This window comes from Dermacoccus sp. NHGro5, assembly GCF_017565385.1.
In the GTDB taxonomy this organism is placed as follows: domain Bacteria; phylum Actinomycetota; class Actinomycetes; order Actinomycetales; family Dermatophilaceae; genus Dermacoccus; species Dermacoccus nishinomiyaensis.
Window position 1 is genome coordinate 44,612 of sequence record NZ_JAGEKQ010000041.1, and the last position, 22,522, is coordinate 67,133.

Below are 22,522 nucleotides of genomic sequence, written 5' to 3' on the forward strand. Positions count from 1 at the left end.
GCTGCACGACGCAACGAGCAACAAGTGATTCGGCTGCGGGCGCTCGTCCGTCACGGAACGCGGCTGCGGACGCAGCGTGACCGGGATGGCGCAGGTTCAGCGGGTGGCGTTGCGGCGCAGCCACCACAGGCCGACGATCGGCAGGATGAGGGGGACGAAGCCGTAGCCCTGGCCGAAGTGCGACCACACCGTCTTGTCGTGGAAGGCGCTGGGCTGCAGGACACTCCACAATCCGACGATGAGAACTCCGGCGAGCTCGAAGGTGATCGTCGCCCGTGCGAGGCGCACGGACGGGTGGTTGCCGCGCGCGAGCGCCACCGTCGCGACGATGTAGATGACGGCGGCAAGCGCCGACAGCAGGTACGGCACGGGCGCCTTGTCGAACGACTGCGCGATCTGCATGATCGAGCGCCCCGTCGCGGCGAGCGCGAACAACCCGTAGACGGCGACGAGCATGCGCCCCGGCCCGGTGTTGACGCGCCCGCGCGAACCCGACTCGTCGGGCGTCGGCGGCGTCGAATACGCCGCGCCGGGGGTGACGGGTGACGCGCCGTCAGGAAGTGCGTTCGTGGTCTTGCGAGGGGCTTCAGGCATCAGGCGTGTCCGTTCCACAGTTGCACGAGGCGGCCGATCATGACGGCGAGGCCGACGGCGCCGACGAGGAGCACCGCTGTACCCCAGCGCGATTCGCGTTCGGCGATGGCCCAGAACCCGGCGACGGGCAGCACGAAGATCAGACCGACGAGATAGGCGATGAAGACGCCGACGTTCATGTGCGGATCCGCCGAACCCGACGTCGCGATGCCGACGATCAACTGGATGACGAGAAGAACCTCGATGGCGATCGTCAGGTAGAACATCGGGTTGTCGATCGGGCGTCCGCGGACGGTGGCGACGAGGGCCAGCAGGGCGAGGACGCACGTCGTCACGAGCAGCGCGACGGTCAACGGCAGAAACACCCGAACATCGTAGTCCCGCCGATGAGTACCAGCCCTGCGACGCAGTCGCCGTCACCTCGCCGCGCGTGTCACTGTCCACGAAATCGCCGCCGGGAGGCGGTTGTCGGTGGCATTGGGTAGCGTGACGGACGTGACAGTTTCTCAGCCAGGTGAGATGCCCCCGTTCCCCGACTCCGAGCCCCTGACGTCAGATCTCACTGCCACGTCGGCCAGTGACGACGACCTGGGCGCACCCGCCGCGTCCACCCCGGCGAGTTCCTCGCCCGAGACCGGCCGCTACACGCCCGACACCGAGGAGAAGCGTCCCGAACCGGACGCGCACGCACCCACCGTCGCGCGCGCGGATGACGCACCGCGCGGCATCGGCCGCATCCCCGTCACCGACGTCATGCCGATCGTCGACTGCGGCAACCTGCCGACGAAGTCGGTCGTCGACGAGCCGTTCACGGTGCGCGCCACCGTGTTCCGCGAGGGTCACGACGCCGTCAACGCCTCCCTCGTCATGACGTCGCCGCACGGCGTCGAGCGGATCGTCCCGATGACGTGCGTGAACCCGGGGCTCGACCTGTGGACGGGCGAGGCCGAAGCCGACCACGAGGGCGTCTGGCACTTCCGTGTCGAGGGCTGGAGCGACCCGTACAGGACGTGGGATCACGACGCGACGATCAAGGTCGCCGCGGGTGTCGACGTCGAGGTCATGTTCGAAGAGGGCGCCCGTGTGCTCGAGCGCGCGTGTGCGACCAACACCTACGACGATGCTGACGAGCGCGTCCTGCGCGACGCCGTCACGACCCTGCGCGACACCTCGCGCAGCGACGACGAGCGTCTCGCGGCCGGCACGTCTACCGAGGTCAAGGACGTGCTCGAGCGGCTGCCGCTGCGCGACTTCGTCTCCCCCAGCCGCGACTACCCCTGGCTCGTCGAGCGCAAGCTGGCGCTGACGGGCGCGTGGTACGAGTTCTTCCCCCGCTCCGAGGGTGCTCACTTCGACGAGGAGACGCAGAAGTGGGTCTCGGGCACGCTGCGCACCGCCGCCGAGCGTCTGCCCGCCGTCGCCGACATGGGTTTCGACGTCGTCTACCTCACCCCGATCCACCCGATCGGCGAGGTCAACCGCAAGGGCCCGAACAACACGTTGACGGCTGGCCCGGAGGATCCTGGTTCGCCGTACGCCATCGGGTCGAAGGACGGCGGTCACGACGCCATCGAGCCGTCGCTCGGTGACTTCGACGACCTCGACGCGTTCGTCGCCCGCGCGAACGAACTGGGCCTCGAGGTGGCGCTCGACATCGCGCTGCAGTGCGCGCCCGACCACCCCTGGGTCACCTCGCACCCGGAGTGGTTCACCACGCGCAGCGACGGCACGATCGCCTACGCGGAGAACCCCCCGAAGAAGTACCAGGACATCTATCCGCTCAACTTCGACAACGACCCGGCCGGCATCTACGCCGAGGTGCGTCGCGTCATCCAGGTGTGGATCGACCACGGCATCACGATCTTCCGCGTCGACAACCCGCACACGAAGCCCGTCGAGTTCTGGCAGTGGCTGATCGCCGACGTCGCGAAGGACCACCCCGAGGTGATCTGGCTCGCGGAGGCCTTCACGAAGCCCGCGATGATGCACAACCTCGGCCGCATCGGCTTCCAGCAGAGCTACACGTACTACGCCTGGCGCCACCAGCCGTGGGAGATCCGCGAGTACCTCGACGAACTCATCGGCGACACGGCGAGTTACATGCGTCCGAGCTTCTGGCCGACGACGCACGACATCCTCACGCCGTACATGCAGTACGGCGGCCCGGCGGCCTGGAAGCTGCGCGCGGCGCTGGCTGCCACGCTCGTGCCGACCTACGGCATCTACGCCGGGTACGAGCTCATGGAGTCGGTGGCGCGCCCCGGCGCCCAGGAGCAGAACGACAACGAGAAGTACCAGTTCAAGGACCGTCGCTGGGCCGACTACGCCCCCGGCGGGCCCAAGGAGGGCCAGTCGATCGACTGGTACCTGCGCCGGCTCAACGAGATCCGTCGCGCCCACCCGGCGCTCGAGCACCTGCGCAACCTGCGCTGGCACGGCGTCGACGACGAGAACTTCATCGTCTTCTCCAAGAGCCGCGACATCGGTGACGGCGCCAACGGCGGCCAGGACACGGTCATCGTCATCGCCAACACAGACCCGCACGCGACGCGCGAGACCTGGGTGCACCTCGACATGGGCGCGCTCGGACTACGCGGGGACGAAGGGTTCGTCGCGCACGACCTGCTGAGCGACGCCACCTGGCACTGGGGCGAGCACAACTTCGTCCGGCTCGGGCCGGACGCCGAAAACGTCCACATCATCCACGTGAGGAAGTTCTGAGCATGCAAGGTCTTGGTCTGCACCAGCCGGGTCTGAAGCACGACCCGCAGTGGTTCCGTAAGGCCGTGTTCTACGAAGTCCTCGTGCGCGGTTTCAGCGACTCGACGGGCAACGGATCCGGCGACTTCTCGGGCCTCATGGCCCGACTCGACTACCTGCAGTGGCTTGGCGTCGACTGCCTGTGGCTGCCGCCGTTCTACGCCTCGCCGCTGCGCGACGGTGGATACGACATCGCCGACTACAAGCAGGTGCTGCCCGATTTCGGCACGCTGCCCGAGTTCCAGGAGCTCGTCGCGCAGGCGCATGCGCGCGGCATCCGCGTCATCACCGACTTCGTCATGAACCACACGAGCGACCAGCACGCGTGGTTCCAGGCGAGCCGAGAGGACCCGGAAGGCCCGTACGGCGACTACTACGTCTGGTCCGACACGGACGAGAAGTACGAGGACGCGCGCATCATCTTCGTCGACACCGAGGAGTCGAACTGGACCTTCGACCCGGTGCGTCGTCAGTTCTTCTGGCACCGCTTCTTCTCCCACCAGCCGGACCTCAACTTCGAGAACCCGGCCGTGCAGGAGGAGATGTTCGACATCGTTCGGTACTGGATGGACATGGGCATCGACGGCTTCCGCCTCGACGCCGTGCCGTACCTGTTCGAGGAGGAGGGGCACAACGGCGAGAACCACCCGAAGACGCACGAGTTCCTCGTCGAACTGCGCCGGATGGTCGACGAGGAGTACCCCGGCCGCGTCCTGCTCGCCGAGGCCAACCAGATGCCGCACGAGGTCGTCGACTACTTCGGCACCGAGGAAGAACCGGAATGCCACATGTGCTTCCACTTCCCCGTCATGCCGCGCATCTACTACTCGCTGCGCGAGGAGAAGGCGACGCCCATCATCGACGTCCTCGCCGAAACGCCCCCGATCCCCAAGGGCACCCAGTGGGGCACCTTCCTGCGCAACCACGACGAGCTGACGCTCGAGATGGTGACGCCGGAGGAGCGCGCCGCGATGTACGGCTGGTACTCCCCCGATCCGCGCATGCGCGCCAACGTCGGTATCCGTCGTCGCCTCGCGCCGCTGCTCGACAACAGTCGCGCCGAGATCGAGCTGATCAACGCCCTGCTGCTGTCGCTGCCCGGCTCGCCGTGTCTGTACTACGGCGACGAGATCGGCATGGGCGACAACATCTGGCTCGACGACCGTGACGCTGTGCGCACGCCGATGCAGTGGACGCCGGATCGCAACGCCGGTTTTTCGACGGCCGACCCGGGCAAGTTGTACCTGCCGGTCATCCAGAGCCTCGTGTACCACCACAACAACGTCAACGTCGAGGCGCAGATGGCCTCGAGCGCGTCGTTGCTGCACTGGACGCGCGGCATGCTCTCGGTGCGTTCGCGCTACCCCGCGTTCGGCATGGGCGACTTCGTCGTCGCCCCGGCCGACAACGACGCCGTCCTCGCGTTCACGCGCTCGATGTCGGACGAGGACGCGAAGGCCGAGAACACGACGACGAAGCACCTGCTGTGCATCAACAACCTGAGCTCGCGCCCGCAGGGCGCCCGGGTGCAGGTCGCTGCCAAGTTCGCCGGCGCGAAGCTCACCGACATCTTCGGCGGTCAGGGCTTCGGTCAGATCGGTGAGGACGGCACGGTCACCGTCATGCTCGGTTCGCGCGGCTTCTACTGGCTGGCGATCGAGTCCGACGTCAGCGCCGACGACGCGCTGCCCGCCGCGACCGGTACCCCGGAGGCCAACGCCTCCGAGGTGCTCGACGAGTTCAAGGACGACACCACCTCGGACGTTGAGGGAAAGGACCTCTGATGGTCGCCGAGATCCACTCCGGCGCCACGTTGTCACCCGGCAAGCTCGAACTGCTCACGCCGTGGGTGGCGACGCAGCGCTGGTTCCAGGCCAAGGGCCGTGAGCCCCACCTGCGCAAGGTGAGTGCCTTCCGCTTCGAGGACCCGGCAGGTGAGGTCGGCCTCGAGGTGATGTTCCTGCGCGATCTCGACGCCGAGCACGAGACCACCTACCAGGTGCCGGTCACCTACCGTGGTGAGCGCGCGCCGGAGCTGGAGCACGCCTTCATCGGCACGATCGAGCACTCCGCGCTCGGCACGCGTTACGTCTACGACGGCCCGCACGACCCGGTGTTCGCCGCCGTCCTGCTCGCGACGATGGCGTCGGGCGGAACGCAGGCCGAGCGCAGCGACGGTGTCGTCGAGATGAGCGTCGCAGGCCGGCCCGGTCCGCAGAGCGCCGATCTCGCCGCGATGCGCAGCGCCACGGTGCTGCGTGGCGAGCAGTCGAACACGTCGATCATCTACACCCTCGACGACGGCGAGCAGCTCATCGCCAAGCTGTTCCGTGTGCTCAACGTCGGCGCCAACCCCGACATCGAGGTGACGGGGGCCCTGACGAGAGCGGGCAACACGCACGTGCCGGCGCTGCTGGCATCTCTCAGTGGTTCGTACACGGAGGGGCGTCACTCTCGCGAGCAGCTCGTCGCGGACCTCGCGTTCGCGCAGGAGTTCCTGCCCGACGTGCGGGACGCCTGGCGTGAGGCCCTCGACGCGGCTCGCGAGAACCGTGACTTCACCGACGGCGCCCGCGAACTCGGTCGTACGACGGCGCAGGTGCACCGCACCCTCGCCGAGGTGCTGCCGAGCGTCGAGGCCGACACCGACCGTGTCGATGCCCTCGTCGACGAGATGCACGAGCGAGCGGCAGCGGCCCTCAACGACGCGCCGCAGCTCGCGGAGCGCGCCACGCAGATCGCCCACCGCATCGACGCCGGGCGCAGCGCGCAGTGGCCGCGCTTCCAGCGCATCCACGGCGACTACCACCTCGGCCAGGTGCTCGACGTACGCGGGCGTGGGTGGGTCCTGCTCGACTTCGAGGGCGAGCCACTGCGTCCGCTCGAGGAGCGCTCGGCACCAGACGTCGCCGTGCGCGACGTCGCGGGCATGCTGCGTTCGTTCGACTACGCCGGTGGCACGATCGAGAACGAGATCGCCGGCGCCGACGGCGACCGCCGCGCGTGGGTCAGCGCCGCTCAGGACGCCTTCCTCGCCGGTTACGAGAGCGAACTCGGCGCCGTCGACCGCGACCTGCTCGACCTGTTCGTGCTCGACAAAGCGCTCTACGAGTGCTCGTACGAGGCCCGCAACCGCCCCGACTGGTTGAGCATCCCCGCCGACGCCGTCGGCCGCATCCTCACCACCTCCACCGACTCGTCCGCGACCCACGGCGAGGCGCCCACGATGACGCCCGCCGACGAGGACGACGCCGCGCCCACCGGCGCCGCGGAAAGGAGCACCATGACCTCCGATGACAGCACGACGCCCACTCCTGCCTCGATGCGCCCGTCCGACACGAACGGCGCTCCCCTCGTCTCGACGCAGGATGCCGACGCTTCCGGCGCCGCTCCGCTCGTCGCGCCGCAGGGCGCACCCGCGACGGGTGACACGACTGTCGCGGCTGCGGGAGACAAGCCCGAGGCGGCCGCGAGCGACGCGGGTTCTGGCGGTGGCCTGAGCGCCGCCGGTGAGACGAGCGACGCTTCTACCACCGACGCGAGCGCCCTCGGCGCCGCCTCGCCCGCCGTCACGCCGTCGCGCGTCGAGGTGAGCGAACTCGACGCCGTCGTCGCCGGTGAGCACCGTGACCCGCACCGTGTGCTCGGCGCGCATGTCGAGAACGGCGTCATCACGTTCCGCGTCGTGCGCCCGATGGCGCGTGGCGTCGTCATCGACATGGGCGAGACTGTGCTCGAGCTCACGCACGAGCACGACGGCATCTGGGCCGGCGCGATTGCGGGTGAGTACATGCCCGACTACCGCGTCATCACGACGTATGACGACCGCAGCGAGCACCGCGGCGACGACCCGTACCGCTTCATGCCGACCCTCGGCGAGATCGACCTCCACCTCATCGGCGAGGGGCGCCACGAAGAGCTGTGGAACGTCCTCGGCGCCCACGTGCGCACCTACCCGAGCATCAAGGGTGACGTCACGGGCACCGCGTTCGCCGTCTGGGCGCCCAATGCCAAGGCCGTGCGCGTCGTCGGCGACTTCAACCACTGGGACGGTGTCGGCCACGGCATGCGCACGCTCGGGGAGTCGGGCGTGTGGGAGCTGTTCGTCCCCGACGTGCGCGAGGGCACCGCGTACAAGTTCGAGATCCTGTGCAGCGACGGCGTGCGTCGCGCGAAGGCCGACCCGATGGCGCGCCTCGCGGAGACGGCGCCCGCGACGGCGTCGAAGGTGACGAGCTCGCACTACGAGTGGAACGACGACGCGTGGATGACGAAGCGCGCCGAGACGAACGCGCACCACGGCCCGATGTCGACGTACGAGGTGCACCTCGGTTCGTGGCGTCAGGGGCTCAGCTACCGCGAGATGGCCGAGCACCTCGTCAACTACGTCAAGGATCTGGGCTTCACGCACGTCGAGTTCATGCCCGTGATGGAGCACCCGTACCCGCCGAGCTGGGGCTACCACGTCACGAGCTACTACGCTCCGAACAGCCGCTTCGGCGACCCGGACGACTTCAAGTTCCTCGTCGACCGCCTCCACCAGGAGGGCATCGGCGTCATCCTCGACTGGGTTCCCGGCCACTTCGCCACCGACGAGTGGGCGCTCGCCCGTTTCGACGGCCAGGCGCTCTACGAGCACCCGGACCCGCGCAAGGGCTGGCACCCCGAGTGGGGTTCGAACATCTTCGACTACGGCCGCCCGCAGGTGCGCAACTTCCTCGTCGCCAACGCGCTGTACTGGCTCGAGGAGTTCCACGCCGACGGTCTGCGCGTCGACGGTGTCGCCTCGATGCTGTACCTCAACTACGCCCGCAAGGACGGCGAATGGGTGCCGAACAAGTTCGGCGGCCAGGAGAACCTCGAAGCCGTGCAGCTGCTGCAGGAGACGAACGCGACGGCGTACAAGCGCACGCCGGGTGCCGTCATCATCGCCGAGGAGTCGACGTCGTGGCCGGGCATCACCCGCTCGACGGACACCGGCGGCCTGGGCTTCGGGCTCAAGTGGAACATGGGCTGGATGCACGACTCGCTCGACTACGTCGCGCGTGAGCCGATCTACCGTCAGCATCATCACCACGACCTGACGTTCGCGCTCGTCTACGCGTTCAGCGAGCAGTTCGTGCTGCCCGTCAGCCACGACGAGGTCGTGCACGGCAAGGGCAGCCTGCTGCGCAAGATGCCCGGTGATCGCTGGCAGCAGCTCGCCAACGTGCGCGCCTACCTCGCGTACATGTGGGCCCACCCCGGCAAGCAGCTGCTCTTCATGGGTTCGGAGTTCGCGCAGGAGGCCGAGTGGGCCGACGGTCGCAGCCTCGATTGGTGGTTGCTCGACCAGCCCGCGCACTACGGCGTGCACGCGATGATGAAGGACCTCAACCGCGCCTACCGCGAGCGCCCGGCCCTGTGGGCTCTCGACCACTCGGAGGAGGGCTTCTCGTGGATCAACGCCGACGACGCGGGCCGCAACGCCTACACGTGGCTGCGATTCGCGCCCGCCGAAGCTGACGGGTACCGCCCCGTCGTCGCGATCGCCGCGAACTTCGCCGGCAACCCGCACCACGGCGTCCGCGTGGGCCTTCCCCACCTTGGTACGTGGAACGAGATCGTCAACACCGACGCCGAGGCGTACGGCGGCTCGGGCGTCGGTAACCTGGGTTCGGTCGAGGCCGAGGAGATCCCCTGGGACGGTCAGCCGTACTCGGCCGAGATCACGATGCCGCCGCTCGGTGTCGTGTGGTTCGAGCCGGCGACGCGCCCCGACATGACGCAGGTGGCTGCGCACACCGCTACCGAGCAGGCCGGTGGCGCCGATTCATCGTCCACCGCAACGGCACGACAGGAGAACACGATGAGCGACCAGAACGCAGCGACGAGTTCGTCCGACAAGCAGCCGTCCGAGGCCCTCATCGCGGGCGCGCCGCTCGAGGACGCCGCAGGCAACCCGGGCGCACTCGATCAGCCGCTCGACGGTTCGCGAGGCTGCGCGCAGGCCGAAGACGCTCAGGGAGCGGCCGGCGACCAGCAGGCGCGCTCGCGCACCGGCGTCCCGGCGACGCACCCCGTCGACCACGCGGACGAGGGTGGTTTCGACGTCGAGCAGACCGAGTCGAAGGCGCACGAGCGTGCCTTCACGCCGGCCGGCGAGGACGAGACGGGTGACGAGCCCGTCGAACACCTCAAGGACATCACCGGCACGCCCGGTGGCGGCCTCGACGAGGACGTCGAGGGTGGCCGCTGGGGCGCCGACGACGAGGCTCGCGACGCCGCCGGCCAGACGCGTCAGCGCGACTGACGACCCGCTCGATCGAGCGCATGAGGCCGGCCGTACCCGCCAGGGGTGCGGCCGGCCTCGTCACGTCGGCCCCGCCTCGCTCCAGGCATCGGTTCGGGCGTTTACGTCGCCGCTCAAAGAGGGCAGGATGAGGGCATGAGCAACCGCGCGGGCCAATTGGCCGAACCTCGTGACCTGATCGACGTCCCCCACCTCGTCACGGCGTACTACACGCTGACGCCCGACCCTGAGAACGTCGACCACCAGGTGGCGTTCGGCACGTCGGGGCACCGCGGTTCGAGCCTCAAGACCGCGTTCAACGAGGCGCACATCCTCGCGACGACGCAGGCGATCGTCGACTACCGCCGCTCGCAGGGCTTCGACGGGCCGTTGTTCCTCGGCCGCGACACCCACGCCCTGTCCGAGCCTGCATGGGCGAGCGCCATCGAGGTACTCGTCGCGAACGACGTCACCGTCCTCATCGACGAGCGTGACGGTTACACGCCTACGCCCGCCGTCAGTCACGCCATCCTGCGCGCGAACAAGGGCAAGGATCTGACGAACGGCTCGGGTCTCGCCGACGGCATCGTCGTCACGCCCTCGCACAACCCGCCCGCCGACGGCGGGTTCAAGTACAACCCGCCGCACGGTGGCCCGGCCGACTCGGACGCGACGAAGGTCATCGCGGCCGCGGCGAACGAGCACATCCGTGACGGGCTCAAGCGTGTCAAGCGCGTGCCGCTGACGCAGGCGATGGGCAAGGTCCAGCGCTACGACTTCCTCGGCACGTACGTCGACGACCTGCCGAACGTCGTCGACCTCGACGCGATCAAGCGCGCCGGCGTGCGCATCGGCGCCGATCCGCTCGGCGGCGCCGCCGTCGCGTACTGGGGTGAGATCGCGGAGCGTCACGGGCTCGACCTCACCGTCGTCAACCCGCTCGTCGACCCGACGTGGCGCTTCATGACGCTTGACTGGGACGAGAAGATCCGCATGGATTGCTCCTCCCCCAACGCGATGGCGTCGCTCATCGGCGAGCGCGACAAGTACGACATCGCGACGGGCAACGACGCCGATTCGGACCGTCACGGCATCGTCACGCCCGACGCGGGGCTCATGAACCCCAACCACTTCCTGTCGGTCGCGATCCAGTACCTCTACGGTGGCGCGCGCCCGCAGTGGCGCCAGGACGGGTTCATCGGCAAGACGCTCGTCAGCAGTTCGATGATCGACCGCGTCGCCGACGACCTCGGCCGCACGCTCGTCGAGGTGCCCGTCGGGTTCAAGTGGTTCGTGCCGGGCCTGCTCGACGGTTCGGGCCCGTTCGGCGGCGAGGAGTCGGCGGGCGCGTCGTTCTGCCGCTTCGACGGCTCCGTCTGGACGACGGACAAGGACGGCATCCTGCTCGCGCTGCTCGCCTCGGAGATCAAGGCAACGACGGGCAAGTCGCCGTCACAGCTCTACGGCGAGCTGACGGCGAAGCACGGCGAACCCGCCTACGCGCGCGTCGACGCCCCCGCCACGCGCGAGGAGAAGGCCAAGCTCGGTGCACTGACGCCCGAGGCCGTCACGGCGGACACGTTGGCCGGCGAGCCCATCATCGCCAAGCTCACGGAGGCGCCCGGCAACGGCGCGAAAATCGGCGGCCTCAAGGTCGTCACTGATTCGGCCTGGTTCGCCGCGCGCCCGTCGGGGACCGAGGACGTCTACAAGATCTACGCCGAGTCGTTCCAGGGCCCCGAGCACCTTGCACAGGTGCAGGCTGAGGCGAAGGACGTCGTCGCGGCAGCCCTGGGCAACTGAGGCTCGGTTCCGTCACAACACGAACGAAGGGCTCGCTCCAGGTGGAGCGAGCCCTTCGCGTCCGTCACCCACCGCCGACAGCAGGGCGGCTACGTGCCTGCGTGCAAGTGCACCCGGGGCACTTGCACGCACGGGGTCAGTGCGTCGTTGCCAGACGTCGCCCGGCCCGTCGGGGCTGTCAGTACAGCGCCGACATCAGCGCCGTGCGTGCCTTCTTGACGCGCGGGTCGGTGGCGCCGACGACGTCGAACAGTCCGATGAGGTGCTCACGCGCGGCGTTGCGCTCGTCGCCGGAGGTCGCCTTGACGACGTCGACGAGACGCGCGAACGCGTCTTCGACGTGGCCACCGAGGACATCGAGGTCGGCGACCTGCGTCTGCGCGGTGACGTCGGCCGGGTTCTTCGCGGCGGCGTCACGTGCAGCCTGGAGGTCGACGCCTTGCGTGCGCTGCATGAGCTTGACCTGGCCGAGGGCGAGACGCGCCTCCTCGTCCTTCGGGTTCTCCGTCAGTGCCTGCTCGAACGCGGCGATGGCGCCGTCGTAGTCGCCCTTGTCGATCGACTCGTACGCGAGCTGGTGCAGCGGCGGCAGCTCGGGCTCGGCCTGCTCGCCGCCCTCAGCGCCGGCCTTGCCCGTTGCGTTCGGGTCGTAGTTCGCCACGCGGCCCGCAAGACCGTTCTGCACAGCGATCTGGACGATCTGGTCGACGAGCTCGCGCGTCTGCGCGTCTTCGACGACAGGCGGGATCGGGATCGGCTGGCCCTGGACGAAGGCCGCCGCGAGAATCTGCCCCGGCTGGCCCTGCTGCGCGGCCTGCTGCGAAAGCTGAGCGAAGACCTGACCGATCTCGGGCGCGGTGTCGAGGTCGGCGACGCCCATGAGGACGCGCCCCTCTTGCGCGCGCACCGCGCGCGCGAGCGAAGCGACGGGCGCCAGGGACGCCGGCTGCGAACTCGCCCAGATCGCGATGATGACGGGGTGCTGCACCGACTGCTGCACGAGGCCCTGGAAGTTCTCGGCTGTCACGTCGACGACAAGACCGTCGTGACGGAACGTCTCGGCGATGACGGCGTCGTCGGCGCCCTGCGGCATGGGGGCCTGCCCGGGATTCGCAGCGCTCGGCGCGTTTGCCGGCGCCGCAGCGCCGGCGTTGCCGGTCGGTGCGCCAGCGGCCGATGCGGGGCGCCCGGCAGGAGCGCCGCCCTGCGGCTTCTTGAGCGAGGACAGGTCAACGGCACCGCGCAGCGACGCGGCGTTCAACGGCTGATTCGACATGCCCTCATTGTTGCAGGGCGCGCCGGGGCGGGCGACGCATGATCGCGCACAGCGAACACCTGGCCGCACGTGGCGAGGCGCGTCCCTCGGGTCGGACCGTCACTCCGCGGCGGGTCCTCGCGCCCGGGCCGTCAGCCCCGCGAGCGCACCATCCGCAGGTCGTACGAACCCGAGCTGTCGTCCTTGCCGACGCCGTCGAGTTCGAACCCGTGCTTGCGGTAGAACGCCTGCGCACGCTCGTTGCCGTCGACGACCCAGAGGTAGGCCTCTTGGTCGCCGAGTTCGCGTGTCATGAGTTCGTGCGCGAGGCCCGTGCCGTGGTGCGCCTTGCCGAGATTGAGCACCTGCAGTTCGACGTCCGCGGGCGCGTCGTCGTCGCGGGCCTTGCCGATGCAGATCCACCCGACGAGCGCACCGCTCGAGCGGTCGAATGCCCCGACGACCCGAGGCGCCTCGGCGGAGGTCAACCACGCGCGCCAGCGCTTCGCACCGTCGACGGGATCGAGCCCGTCGAGCTTCTCCTGCGGGATGAGCCCGGTGTAGGTGTCGCGCCAGATCGTGACGTGGAGCTGGGCGAGCTCGTCGGCGTCATCGCTTGTCAGTCCACGGATCTCGTAGCGCTCGTCGATGGTCATGTTGACGTCCTCTCTCGTGGTCATTATCAGCGCCCGGCGAGGCCCGGGCGTCAGTTCGACTCGGCGAGCCGGGCTTCGACGCGCTCGACCTTCGCGTCGAGCTGGCCGGTGTAGCCCGGGCGGATGTCGGCCTTCAGCACGAGCGAGACGCGCGGGGACGCGACTTGGACGGCCTCGCAGGCGCGCTTGATGACGTCCATGCACTCGTCCCACTCCCCCTCGAGGGTCGTGAACATCGAGTCGGTGCGGTTCGGGATGCCCGACTGACGCACGACGCGGATGGCTGCGGCCACCGCCTCGCTGACGGAACCGTCCGGGTCGTCCGTCGTCGACGGTGCGACGGAGAAAGCGACGAGCATGATGATCTCCTCGAAGGTGATGGGAACGATGCAGTCAGGTTCGCACGTCGGCCACCGCGCGCGGCGTGCGACGAGCGTCGCGTCTTGGGCCCGGCAGGATCAGCTCGCGCAGGCGTCCGGGTCGCAGGTCCCCGTCACGACGGCCTCGAGCCAGTGGTGAACGAGCGTCACGGCCCCCGCGCCCTCACCCGACGCCGCGGCGACGCGCTTCATCGACCCAGCGCGGATGTCGCCTGCGGCGAACACGCCAGGCACGCTCGTCGCGAGCGCTTCCGGGGGAAGCCCGTCACGCCAGAACTCCTGCGGCACGTCACGACCGGTGAGCACGAAACCCTTGGCGTCACGCGCCACGGTGCCGTCGAGCCAGTCGACGCACGGGTGCGCGCCGAGCAGGAGGAACAGCCCGCAGGCGGGAACCGTCAGCTCCTGGTCCTTCTCGTTGAAGCGGATCGTCACGTGCTGCAGCCGATCGGTGCCGCTCGCCCCGACGATCTCCGCATTCGTCTTGACGACGATTCGCGGGTTCGCCTCGATCTCGCGGATGAGGTAATCCGACATCGTCTCCGCGAGCCCGTCGCGACGCACGACGATGCTGACGGAGCGCGCGAAGCGTGAGAGGTGGATGGCGGCCTGGCCCGCCGAGTTGCCGCCGCCGACGACGAGGACGTGCCCGCCCTCGCACTCGCGGGCAGCCGACGACGCCGCGCCGTAGTACACGCCGCGTCCGACGAAGCCTTCGACCTCCTCGACGCCCAGGCGACGGTAGGCCACGCCCGTCGAGATGAGAACGGCGCGGGCGCAGACCGGCCCATCGTCGGTCTCGAGCACGTGCGGTTCGCCGCGATAGCCGGGCGTGAAACCGGTGACCTCGGTGGCCGAGTAGATGCCCGCGCCGAACCGAGTGGCCTGGAACCGTGCGCGCTGCGCGAGGCGCATGCCCGAGATGCCGCGGGGAAAGCCCAGATAGTTGCGGATCATCGCGCTCGTGCCGGCCTGCCCGCCCACGGCGTCGGCCTCGATGACGGCTGTGCTCAGCCCCTCGCTCGCGCCGTACACCGCGGCAGCGAGGCCGGCCGGGCCCGCACCGACGATCGCAAGGTCGACGACGTGGCCCTCACCCAACTCGTCGACGGTGGCGCCGAAGGCGCGCCCGAGCACACGGACGTCAGGGTTGGCGTGAACCTCGCGCTCGGCGATGCGCACGAGCGGATAGGCGATCTCGATGCCCTGCGAACGCGCCATCTCGAGCGTCTTGGCTGCGTGCGGAGCCTCCGGCGGCCAGACCCCCGTCGGGATGCCCTGGCGATCGAGGAAGTCGCGCAGCACCCCGACGTTGGGGTCGCCTGGGGGCGCCACGATGTTGACGAGCTCGATCTCGGGGCCACCCGCCGACCACCCCCAGTCCGAGAGCAGCTCGGTGACGGCGGTGTGAAACTCCTCGTCGCGCGGGCCGCTCGGCAGCAGGAGCGCGGCCTCGATCTGGCCGCTGATCTGCGCGACGCGCTGCTCCTCGACCGCCCACGGTTCGCTGCGCAGGCGCACCATGACCCGCTTGGCCGCCGGCATGACGGCATGCAGGCACTGCAGCGTGACGAGGCCCGTCGCGTCGCCCACCTGCGTCGTCGCGGCGAACATCGCGACCGGGAGGCCGCGCGCGTTGAGGCCCTGCGCCATCGTCATCGATTCGCTGAGCGTCGTGGCGAGTTGCAGGTCGTAGTCGGCAGCGTAGCGGTGGGCGAATTCTTCCCGCATCTCTTCGGCGTGCTCAGCGGCCGCGATGAGCATGATGACGGGCGTGGGAGGCTTCATGCTCCGAGTGTAGGCACCGGCGCCGACAACCCCGATATTCCGCGGAATCAGAGCTGATACCGGCCGTCGACGCACGTCCGAACTCGCTCTTGCGACGCCTCGCCGCCATGGGCTCTCGCGCGGTTTCGGGACGCGCATCGAGCCCCTCACCCTCAACCCGCGACGGCCTGCGCCGCGGCGTAGGGGTCCAGAACCCCTCGAGCGACAGCCTCAGCGAGATCCTCGAGCTTCACCTCGGCGTTGGGGCGTTCCCAGCGCTCACGCAGTCGCCGCACCGCGAGCTCTTCGATCTCGCCCGCAGCCCGACGTCGGCGACGCAGGCTCAGCTCGTCGTGCTCGCTCAGCCACGCTCGGTGGGTCGCGATGGCGTCGATGACGTCCGCCGCCCCTTCGCCCCGTTCTGCGACCGTCGTGACGATCGGTGGGCGCCACTGCCCCGGCTCCCCCGTCTGGCCGAGCGAGATCATGGCGCGCAGGTCGCGCACGGTCGCCGCAGCGCCGTCGTGATCGGCCTTGTTGACGACGAAGACGTCCGCGATCTCGAGGACCCCGGCCTTCGCGGCCTGGATGGAATCTCCGGCCCCGGGCGCGAGCAGGACGATCGTCGTGTCGGCGAGCGAGGCGATGTGCACCTCCGACTGGCCGACGCCCACCGTCTCGACGAGCAGGATGTCGAAGCCGGCGGCGTCGAGCAGCCGCAGTGCAGCGGGCGCCGCCGCCGACAGCCCGCCGAGGTGGCCGCGGGTCGCCATCGAGCGGACGAACACCCCGGAATCACCCGAGTGACCGACCATGCGGATGCGGTCGCCGAGCAGCGCGCCACCGGAGAACGGCGACGAGGGGTCGACCGCGAGCACCGCGACGCTGAGGCCGTGCGCGCGATAGGCCGCGACGAGTGCGTCCGTCGACGTCGACTTGCCGACGCCGGGCGGCCCCGTCAGACCGATGATCTGGGCGTGGCCCGTGAACTGGGCGATGGCTGCACCCAGTTCCGGCAGCGCCGGGTGGTCGTTCTCGATGGCTGTGAGCAACCGCGCGAGGGCGCGCCGGTCACCGTCACGCATCCGCGTGACAAGTGGGTCGACGACGATCTCACGCGGCATGCTCAGGCCGTGTCCTGGTCAGCGCTCAGGCGTCGACGCGCACGATGAGCGCATCACCCTGGCCGCCACCGCCGCACAGGGCAGCAGCACCGACGCCACCACCGCGGCGTTTGAGTTCGTGGGCGAGGGTCAGCACGAGACGCGCGCCCGACATGCCGATCGGGTGGCCAATCGCGATGGCGCCGCCGTTGGGGTTGACCTTCTCCGCGTCGAGGCCGAGTTCCTTCGTCGAGGCCAGGCCGACGGCGGCGAACGCCTCGTTGATCTCGACCACGTCGAGGTCGGCCGGCGTGAGGCCCTCCTTCTCGCAGGCCTTCGCGATTGCGCGCGCCGGCTGGCTCTGCAGCGTCGAGTCGGGGCCGGCGACGACGCCGTGCGCGCCGACCTCGGCGATCCAGGTCAGGCCCAGCTCCTGGGCCCTCGTCTTGCTCATGACGACGAGCGCCGCGGCACCGTCGCTGATCTGGGAGGCGGAGCCTGCCGTGATCGTGCCGTCCTTGCTGAAGGCGGGGCGCAGCTTGCCGAGCGACTCAGTCGTCGTGTCGGCGCGGATACCCTCGTCGTTCTTGAACACGACTGGCTCGCCCTTGCGCTGCGGGATCTCGACGGGGATGACCTCGTCGTCGAAGAGGCCCTTCTCCCAGGCCGCGGCGGCCTTCTGGTGAGAGGCGGCCGAGAACGAGTCCTGCTCTTCGCGGCTGAACTCGACGTCGCCGGCGTTGGCCTGCTCGGTGAGGTTGCCCATCGCCTGGTCGGTGAAAGCGTCCCACAGTCCGTCGAAGGCCATGTGGTCGCGCATCGTCACGTCGCCGTACTTGTAGCCCTCGCGCGACTTCTCGAGCAGGTGCGGCGCGTTCGTCATCGACTCCTGGCCGCCCGCGACGACGACGTCGAACTCGCCCGCGCGGATCAGCTGGGCCGCGAGCGCCACGGCGTCGAGCCCGGACAGGCAGACCTTGTTGATCGTCAGCGCCGGCACGTCCATCGGGATGCCGCCCTTGACGGCGGCCTGGCGCGCGGGGATCTGGCCGGCGCCGGCCGTCAGCACCTGGCCCATGATGACGTAGTCGACCTGGTCGCCCTTGACGCCGGCCTTCTCGAGCGCACCCTTGATGGCGAGGCCACCGAGGTCGGCACCTGAGAAGCCCTTGAGCGAGCCGAGCAGGCGACCCATCGGGGTGCGCGCTCCGGCGACGATGACGGCGGTGGTGTCGGTCATGGTTCCTCCAGTGAGCGGGCGGGCGTGGGTCACGGTGCCGCACGGCCGCCGGTTCGTGTCGATCGCCCGAGTTAATCGTCGTTAACCCGGCTTCCTCGTCCAAGCAAACCATAGAGTGAGGTCATGACCGGCGAAATCACGCACTTGTTCGAGGCCATCGACCACGTCGGCATCGCGGTGCCCGACCTCGATGCCGCCATCCGTTTCTACGAGTCGACGTACGGCATGACGTGCGCGCACACCGAGACGAACGACGAGCAGGGCGTGCGTGAGGCGATGATGATGGTCGGCCCGGCCGATGCCCCGCACAGCCGCATCCAGCTGCTCGCGCCGCTGTCGCCGGAGTCGAGCATCGCGAAGTTCCTCGACCACTCCGGCCCCGGCATGCAGCAGCTCGCCTACCGCGTCCGCGATCTCGACGCCGTGTGCGCGACGCTGCGCGAGCGCGGCATGCGGTTGCTCTACGACGCGCCGAAGATCGGCACCGGCGGCAGCCGCATCAACTTCATCCACCCCAAGGATGCCGGCGGCGTGCTCGTCGAACTCGTCGAGCCGGCGGCTGAAGGACACTGAGGCAGCCCATCGTTTCTACCCCAAGGCTCGGCGTCGTATCAAAACGTTCGTTTGAGCTACGTCGCGGTGGGTGTGCGTAGCTCGTCAGGTGCTGCTGCCCCGGAGGGGTGTGACGTGTTCAGGCGTGCAGCGTCGTCGCCCGACGACCGTGCCCCGCAAAGGCTGCGCCGAGGCAAGCGGCGCGGACAGTGTGCTGGAACGTGCGTATACGGCGGGACTACCGTAGTGACGGCGACGGACATGGCGCTACGCAGCTTCACGCGTTTCGCTTGGCCAGGGCGCCGCAAGAATCTCACGCCCGATGACACGAAGGAAACATGCTGGTGAGCACTCTTTCCACCTCAGACGCCCATCTCGACTCGGGCCGTGATGGACGCCAAGGCCCGAGTCGTAGCGTGACCATCGTGGGGGTAGGCCTGACCCTCGTAATCGTTGTGATCGGGCTGGCGTGGGCCAAGTGGATCCCGTATGACGACAAAGCTCACGCCCTCGCGAAATCGGGTGCGTGGAGTGGCAAGGCCATCTTCGGCGAGGCCGGCCACCCCGGTGACGCGCCAAGCTGGCATGGAGCCCTCGATTTCACCCGCGCCTACGTCAAAGCCGTGTGGAAGGCCGCGCTCGTCGCGATCTTGGTGGCCTCAGCACTCGAAGCATTCATCCCGAAACGGCTCCTGTTGAACGCCATGAGCCGCCGCAGCTCATGGGGCCAAGGCCTCAGTGGCGGGCTACTCGCCCTGCCGAGCATGATGTGTACCTGCTGTACCGCGCCGGTGGCAATCGGTTTGCGTCGCCGCGGTGCACCCGCGGGTGCGGTGATGGCGTACTGGCTCGCTAACCCGCTACTCAACCCCGCTGTCATGCTTTTCCTCGGTCTGACGATGTCCTGGCAAGTGGTCTCCACCCGCGCCGTCGTCGGCGTCGTCGTCGTCCTGGGTGCCGCCTTCATTGCTCAACGTCAAGCACGCGAGGTCGATGCCGACGAACTCGTCGACGTCGACCACGACCCGCAGGGCGTCGCTGACATGCCGTGGCGCTTCGCTAAAGCCCTCACGCGTTATGTCGCCATCGTTGTGCCTGAGTACCTGATCCTCGTCGCACTGACCGGTTTGTTCTCCGGGTGGCTGTCCGACTTCACCCACCTAGGGAACGGGTCTGGCCTTCTGGCCTTGCTCCTCGTCGGTGTGGTCGGCGCCCTGCTCGTCATCCCCACCGGTGGGGAGATTCCCGTCGTCGCCGGTTTGAGTGCCGCCGGCGCGAGTCTTGGTGTTGCGGGGGTTCTGCTCATCACCTTACCGGCGCTCAGCATCCCGTCGCTGGTCATGGTGGCACGCAGCTTCGGCACTCGGACCACCATGAGCGTCATCGCTTGGGTCATCGCCGGGGGGCTGTTGTCAGCCGCTTTGCTCACCGCCCTCACCTGAGGGCCGCAGGCGGGGTGTAGCAGCCAGGGACGGGATCACTGAGATCAGGGATGCTGATGCGAAAACGGTGGGTTGAGCCACCAGGTCGACCCGATGGTGCAAAAACCTTCGTTTGAGCCACACGTTCTGCGTGGCGAGCAACGCGGCGCTCCACCGGTCGAGCCGCTGACGTGGCTGCTGGGCGGTGAGGTGGGTGAGGCCGATGCCATGGTAGTTGGGCAGCCAGGTCTCCACGACGGGGTCGGCCTGGGCCGCGGTGGGAGGATCGCTCTATGCCCACTCAGCCCTCATGGCCGCTTCGCACTGAGCGCCTAGCGCTGCGCCGCTACCGTTCCGACGACGTGGGATGGATGGCGTCCCTTTACGCTCGCCCCGATGTCGCGCGCTTCCTTCTCGAAGACCCCTGGACGCCCCAGCAGGCGCAGGAGAACCTGACCAAACGCATGACGAAGAACGGTCTCGAGGGGCCATCTGGTGCGCTGTCGCTCACTATCGACAAGGGCGAGCAGAGCATTGGCGACGTCAGCGTGTGGTTCACCGACCAGCCCCACCACGTCGCAGAGATCGGATGGGTGCTCGACCCCAGCCACGGTGGCCACGGGTATGCCCGCGAGGCCGTTCGCGCGGTCATCCGCTTTGCCTTCGTTGAGTACGCCCTGCACCGTCTCGTTGCGCAGATGGATGCCCGAAATGAGGCATCGGCGCGTCTGGCGGCGTCAGTGGGAATGAGGCAAGAGGCCCATCACCTGCAGGACTGCTGGAGCAAGGGCGAATGGACTGACACTCTCATCTTTGCGCTGCTCTCTACAGATCCGCGCTGACTCACCGCGTGATGGCGGGCCAAGAGCCAGTGGGGAGCGTAGAGCAGAGTCCGTCGTTTCAGCTGCGCCAGGAACATCCGTCGCTGGGCCCCTGCGACGTCACAGTGATGGGCGTAGCGTCGAGTCATGGCAAGCGTTCGCCCTGCTCGCGTGGATGACGGGCCGCGTCTGGCCGAGATCGACCACGCTTGCTGGTCGCCGATGACCGATCCGGGGAGTCACTGGAGCCCGGGTCGCCCCTTCTTCGGAGTGCCGACAGGAACGCTCGTCGACGAAGTTCTGGTCGCTGCTGAAGGTGATGAAGTGCTGGGGTTCATCAAGATTCGACGAGAACCTAGTGAGTTCGGCCAGTGGTATGTGGGTGGGCTCGGTGTGGCACCTATCGCCCGCCGTCAAGGCCTAGCGCGGAAGCTCATACACGCTGCACTGACAGCAGGGGACTGCTGCACGATCTGGTGACAGTTGGGGTCTCAGGCCGCGGTAGCGGTCTGGGTGGTCATGATGGTCTCGTACTCGATGGGGGTCAATCGTCCCAGTCGGGCTTGGCGGCGGCGTCGATGGTAGGTCCGTTCGATCCAGGTGACGATGGCGGTCCGTAGCTGCTCGCGGGTGGCCCAGGGGCGGCGGTTCAGGACGTTCTTCTGCAGCAGTGCCCAGAAGCTCTCGATGGCCGCGTTGTCGGCACAGGTCGCGACGCGGCCCATGCTCCCGCGCAGCCCGTTGCGGTGCAGGGCGGCCACGAACTTCCTTGATCTGAACTGCGATCCACGGTCAGCGTGGACGATGCACCCGGTCACGGTCATGCCCTGCGCGGCGCGGGCGGCGACCGCGTTGTCCAAGGCGTTCACGGCCAGACGCGACTTCATCCGCGAGTCGATGGAGTAGCCCACGATCCGTCCCGACCAGGCGTCCTTCATCGCGCACATGTACACCTTCCCCTCAGCGGTCTTGTGCTCGGTGATGTCGGTGAACCACACCTGGTTCGGGCCTGTCGCCAAGGTGGTGAACTCGCGGTTGACGAGGTCGTCGTGCACCGGCGGTCCCGGACGGCGGGCCTTGGACCTGCGGGGCTTGCCGAAGGAGCTCCACCAGGCGTTGTCCGAGCAGATCGCCCACGCTGTCCGGGCCGACATGGGCTGCCCGCCGTGGTGACGGGCCTCGTCGGCCAGGTAGCGGTACCCGAACTCGGGGTCGTCACGGTGGGCGTCGAACAACGCGTTCGCCCGGTACGCCTGCGCGTACTCGGCGTCGGTGACGGGCTTGGTGAGCCACCGGTAGTAGGGCTGGCGAGCGATCTTCAAGACCCGGCACGTGACCGCGACAGGGATGCCGTCGGCGGCGAGCTCGCTCACGAGCGGGTACAACCTTTTCCCGGCAGGTTCGCCTGGGACAGGTACGCCGCCGCGCGGCGCAGGACCTCGTTCTCCTGCTCCAGCAACCGGATCCGCCGGCGGGCCTCGGCCAGCTCGGCCAGGTCGCTGCCCGACACCGGTATCGGGGGCCGGGTGCCGTCGTCGATATCGGCTTTGCGCATCCACGTCGACAACGTCATCGGGTGGATCCCGAAGTCCTTCGCGACCTGCTCGAGCGTCACCCCCGGCTCACGGTTACGGGCCACGCGCACAACGTCGTCGCGAAACTCCTGCGGATAGGGCTGAGGCATGAGTGCATCCTTCCAGGCCACCCTGGCGGGCAAGCCACGTCAGATGATGCTCCTATAGGTGTCAAGCAACGTCGAGCCAGGCCCGGTAGGCGGTTGCGAGTTCGGCGTTGGGGCGTCGGCCTCGTTCGAGTTCGGAGATGCGTGCGGGTTCTGCGCCGAGGCTGAGGGCGACGTCGAGCAGGGTGGCGCCTCGCTCGTGGCGCAGCTGCCTTAGG

The 22,522-nt window shown here is 68.7% G+C and carries 16 protein-coding genes; 7 read left to right on the plus strand and 9 right to left on the minus strand.

From position 1 onward, the window contains the following. Positions 1 to 96 precede the first annotated feature (96 nt). Both J4Z35_RS13365 and J4Z35_RS13370 read right to left on the minus strand, forming a co-directional pair. Complete coding sequence (locus tag J4Z35_RS13365; RefSeq protein ID WP_083603948.1) at positions 97 to 594, minus strand: hypothetical protein; 498 nt, start codon at positions 592 to 594, stop codon at positions 97 to 99. Further along, positions 594 to 959, minus strand: coding sequence for a hypothetical protein (locus J4Z35_RS13370; protein ID WP_074040758.1), 366 nt, complete (start codon positions 957 to 959; stop codon positions 594 to 596). Before J4Z35_RS13370 ends, J4Z35_RS13365 begins: the two co-directional genes overlap by 1 nt. Positions 960 to 1,113: 154 nt before the next feature. Between J4Z35_RS13370 and J4Z35_RS13375 the strand changes: the two genes are divergently transcribed. The 4 genes from J4Z35_RS13375 to pgm all read left to right on the plus strand — a co-directional run bounded on the left by J4Z35_RS13375 (position 1,114) and on the right by pgm (position 11,428). Then, positions 1,114 to 3,315 (plus strand): alpha-1,4-glucan--maltose-1-phosphate maltosyltransferase, encoded by a 2,202-nt coding sequence (locus tag J4Z35_RS13375; RefSeq protein ID WP_260852906.1) that lies wholly within the window; start codon positions 1,114 to 1,116, stop codon positions 3,313 to 3,315. 2 nt (positions 3,316 to 3,317) lie between these two features. Beyond that, on the plus strand, positions 3,318 to 5,138 hold the full coding sequence (gene treS / locus J4Z35_RS13380; RefSeq protein WP_074040756.1) for a maltose alpha-D-glucosyltransferase: 1,821 nt from the start codon (positions 3,318 to 3,320) through the stop codon (positions 5,136 to 5,138). Next, the gene (gene glgB / locus J4Z35_RS13385) at positions 5,138 to 9,646 is read left to right on the plus strand and encodes a 1,4-alpha-glucan branching protein GlgB (RefSeq protein WP_074040755.1); all 4,509 of its coding nucleotides are present in this window, start codon (positions 5,138 to 5,140) and stop codon (positions 9,644 to 9,646) included. Before treS ends, glgB begins: the two co-directional genes overlap by 1 nt. A gap of 135 nt (positions 9,647 to 9,781) precedes the next feature. Further along, positions 9,782 to 11,428 carry a phosphoglucomutase (alpha-D-glucose-1,6-bisphosphate-dependent) gene (pgm, locus tag J4Z35_RS13390; RefSeq protein ID WP_074040754.1) on the plus strand — a complete coding sequence of 549 codons (1,647 nt, stop codon included), beginning with the start codon at positions 9,782 to 9,784 and terminating at the stop codon, positions 11,426 to 11,428. Positions 11,429 to 11,606: 178 nt separating this feature from the next. On the opposite strand, the gene J4Z35_RS13395 is transcribed toward pgm, so the two are convergent. The 6 genes from J4Z35_RS13395 to J4Z35_RS13420 form a co-directional block, all read right to left on the minus strand. Further along, the gene (locus J4Z35_RS13395; protein ID WP_074040753.1) at positions 11,607 to 12,704 is read right to left on the minus strand and encodes a co-chaperone YbbN; all 1,098 of its coding nucleotides are present in this window, start codon (positions 12,702 to 12,704) and stop codon (positions 11,607 to 11,609) included. A gap of 131 nt (positions 12,705 to 12,835) precedes the next feature. Further along, on the minus strand, positions 12,836 to 13,339 hold the full coding sequence (locus J4Z35_RS13400; RefSeq protein WP_074040775.1) for a GNAT family N-acetyltransferase: 504 nt from the start codon (positions 13,337 to 13,339) through the stop codon (positions 12,836 to 12,838). Between the two features lie 50 nt (positions 13,340 to 13,389). After that, positions 13,390 to 13,698, minus strand: coding sequence for a thiamine-binding protein (locus J4Z35_RS13405; protein WP_074040752.1), 309 nt, complete (start codon positions 13,696 to 13,698; stop codon positions 13,390 to 13,392). Between the two features lie 99 nt (positions 13,699 to 13,797). Beyond that, entirely contained in the window at positions 13,798 to 15,507 is a 1,710-nt protein-coding gene (locus tag J4Z35_RS13410) for an FAD-dependent oxidoreductase (RefSeq protein WP_074040751.1), read from the minus strand. Positions 15,508 to 15,659: 152 nt separating this feature from the next. Continuing rightward, positions 15,660 to 16,610, minus strand: a complete 951-nt coding sequence (meaB, locus tag J4Z35_RS13415; RefSeq protein WP_074040750.1) for a methylmalonyl Co-A mutase-associated GTPase MeaB — start codon at positions 16,608 to 16,610, stop codon at positions 15,660 to 15,662. A 25-nt stretch (positions 16,611 to 16,635) separates the two neighbouring features. Next, positions 16,636 to 17,829: an acetyl-CoA C-acetyltransferase gene (locus J4Z35_RS13420; RefSeq protein ID WP_074040749.1), complete on the minus strand. Its 1,194-nt coding sequence runs from the start codon at positions 17,827 to 17,829 to the stop codon at positions 16,636 to 16,638. 123 nt (positions 17,830 to 17,952) lie between these two features. Between J4Z35_RS13420 and mce the strand changes: the two genes are divergently transcribed. The 3 genes from mce (at position 17,953) to J4Z35_RS13435 (ending at position 20,644) form a co-directional block, all read left to right on the plus strand. Beyond that, on the plus strand, positions 17,953 to 18,402 hold the full coding sequence (gene mce / locus J4Z35_RS13425; protein ID WP_074040748.1) for a methylmalonyl-CoA epimerase: 450 nt from the start codon (positions 17,953 to 17,955) through the stop codon (positions 18,400 to 18,402). A 395-nt stretch (positions 18,403 to 18,797) separates the two neighbouring features. Further along, complete coding sequence (locus J4Z35_RS13430) at positions 18,798 to 19,823, plus strand: permease (RefSeq protein ID WP_347813551.1); 1,026 nt, start codon at positions 18,798 to 18,800, stop codon at positions 19,821 to 19,823. Positions 19,824 to 20,095: 272 nt separating this feature from the next. Further along, a complete protein-coding gene (locus J4Z35_RS13435) occupies positions 20,096 to 20,644 on the plus strand; it encodes a GNAT family N-acetyltransferase (RefSeq protein WP_074040746.1) in 549 nt (182 codons plus the stop codon). A gap of 470 nt (positions 20,645 to 21,114) precedes the next feature. Here the strand turns inward: J4Z35_RS13435 and J4Z35_RS13445 are convergent. Beyond that, positions 21,115 to 22,307, minus strand: a protein-coding gene (locus J4Z35_RS13445; protein ID WP_131942047.1) for an IS3 family transposase whose coding sequence is annotated in 2 segments (ribosomal slippage) — positions 21,115 to 22,014 and positions 22,017 to 22,307 — 1,191 coding nt in all. Because the reading frame shifts where the segments join, the coding sequence is not laid out codon by codon here. Positions 22,308 to 22,522: the final 215 nt, after the last annotated feature.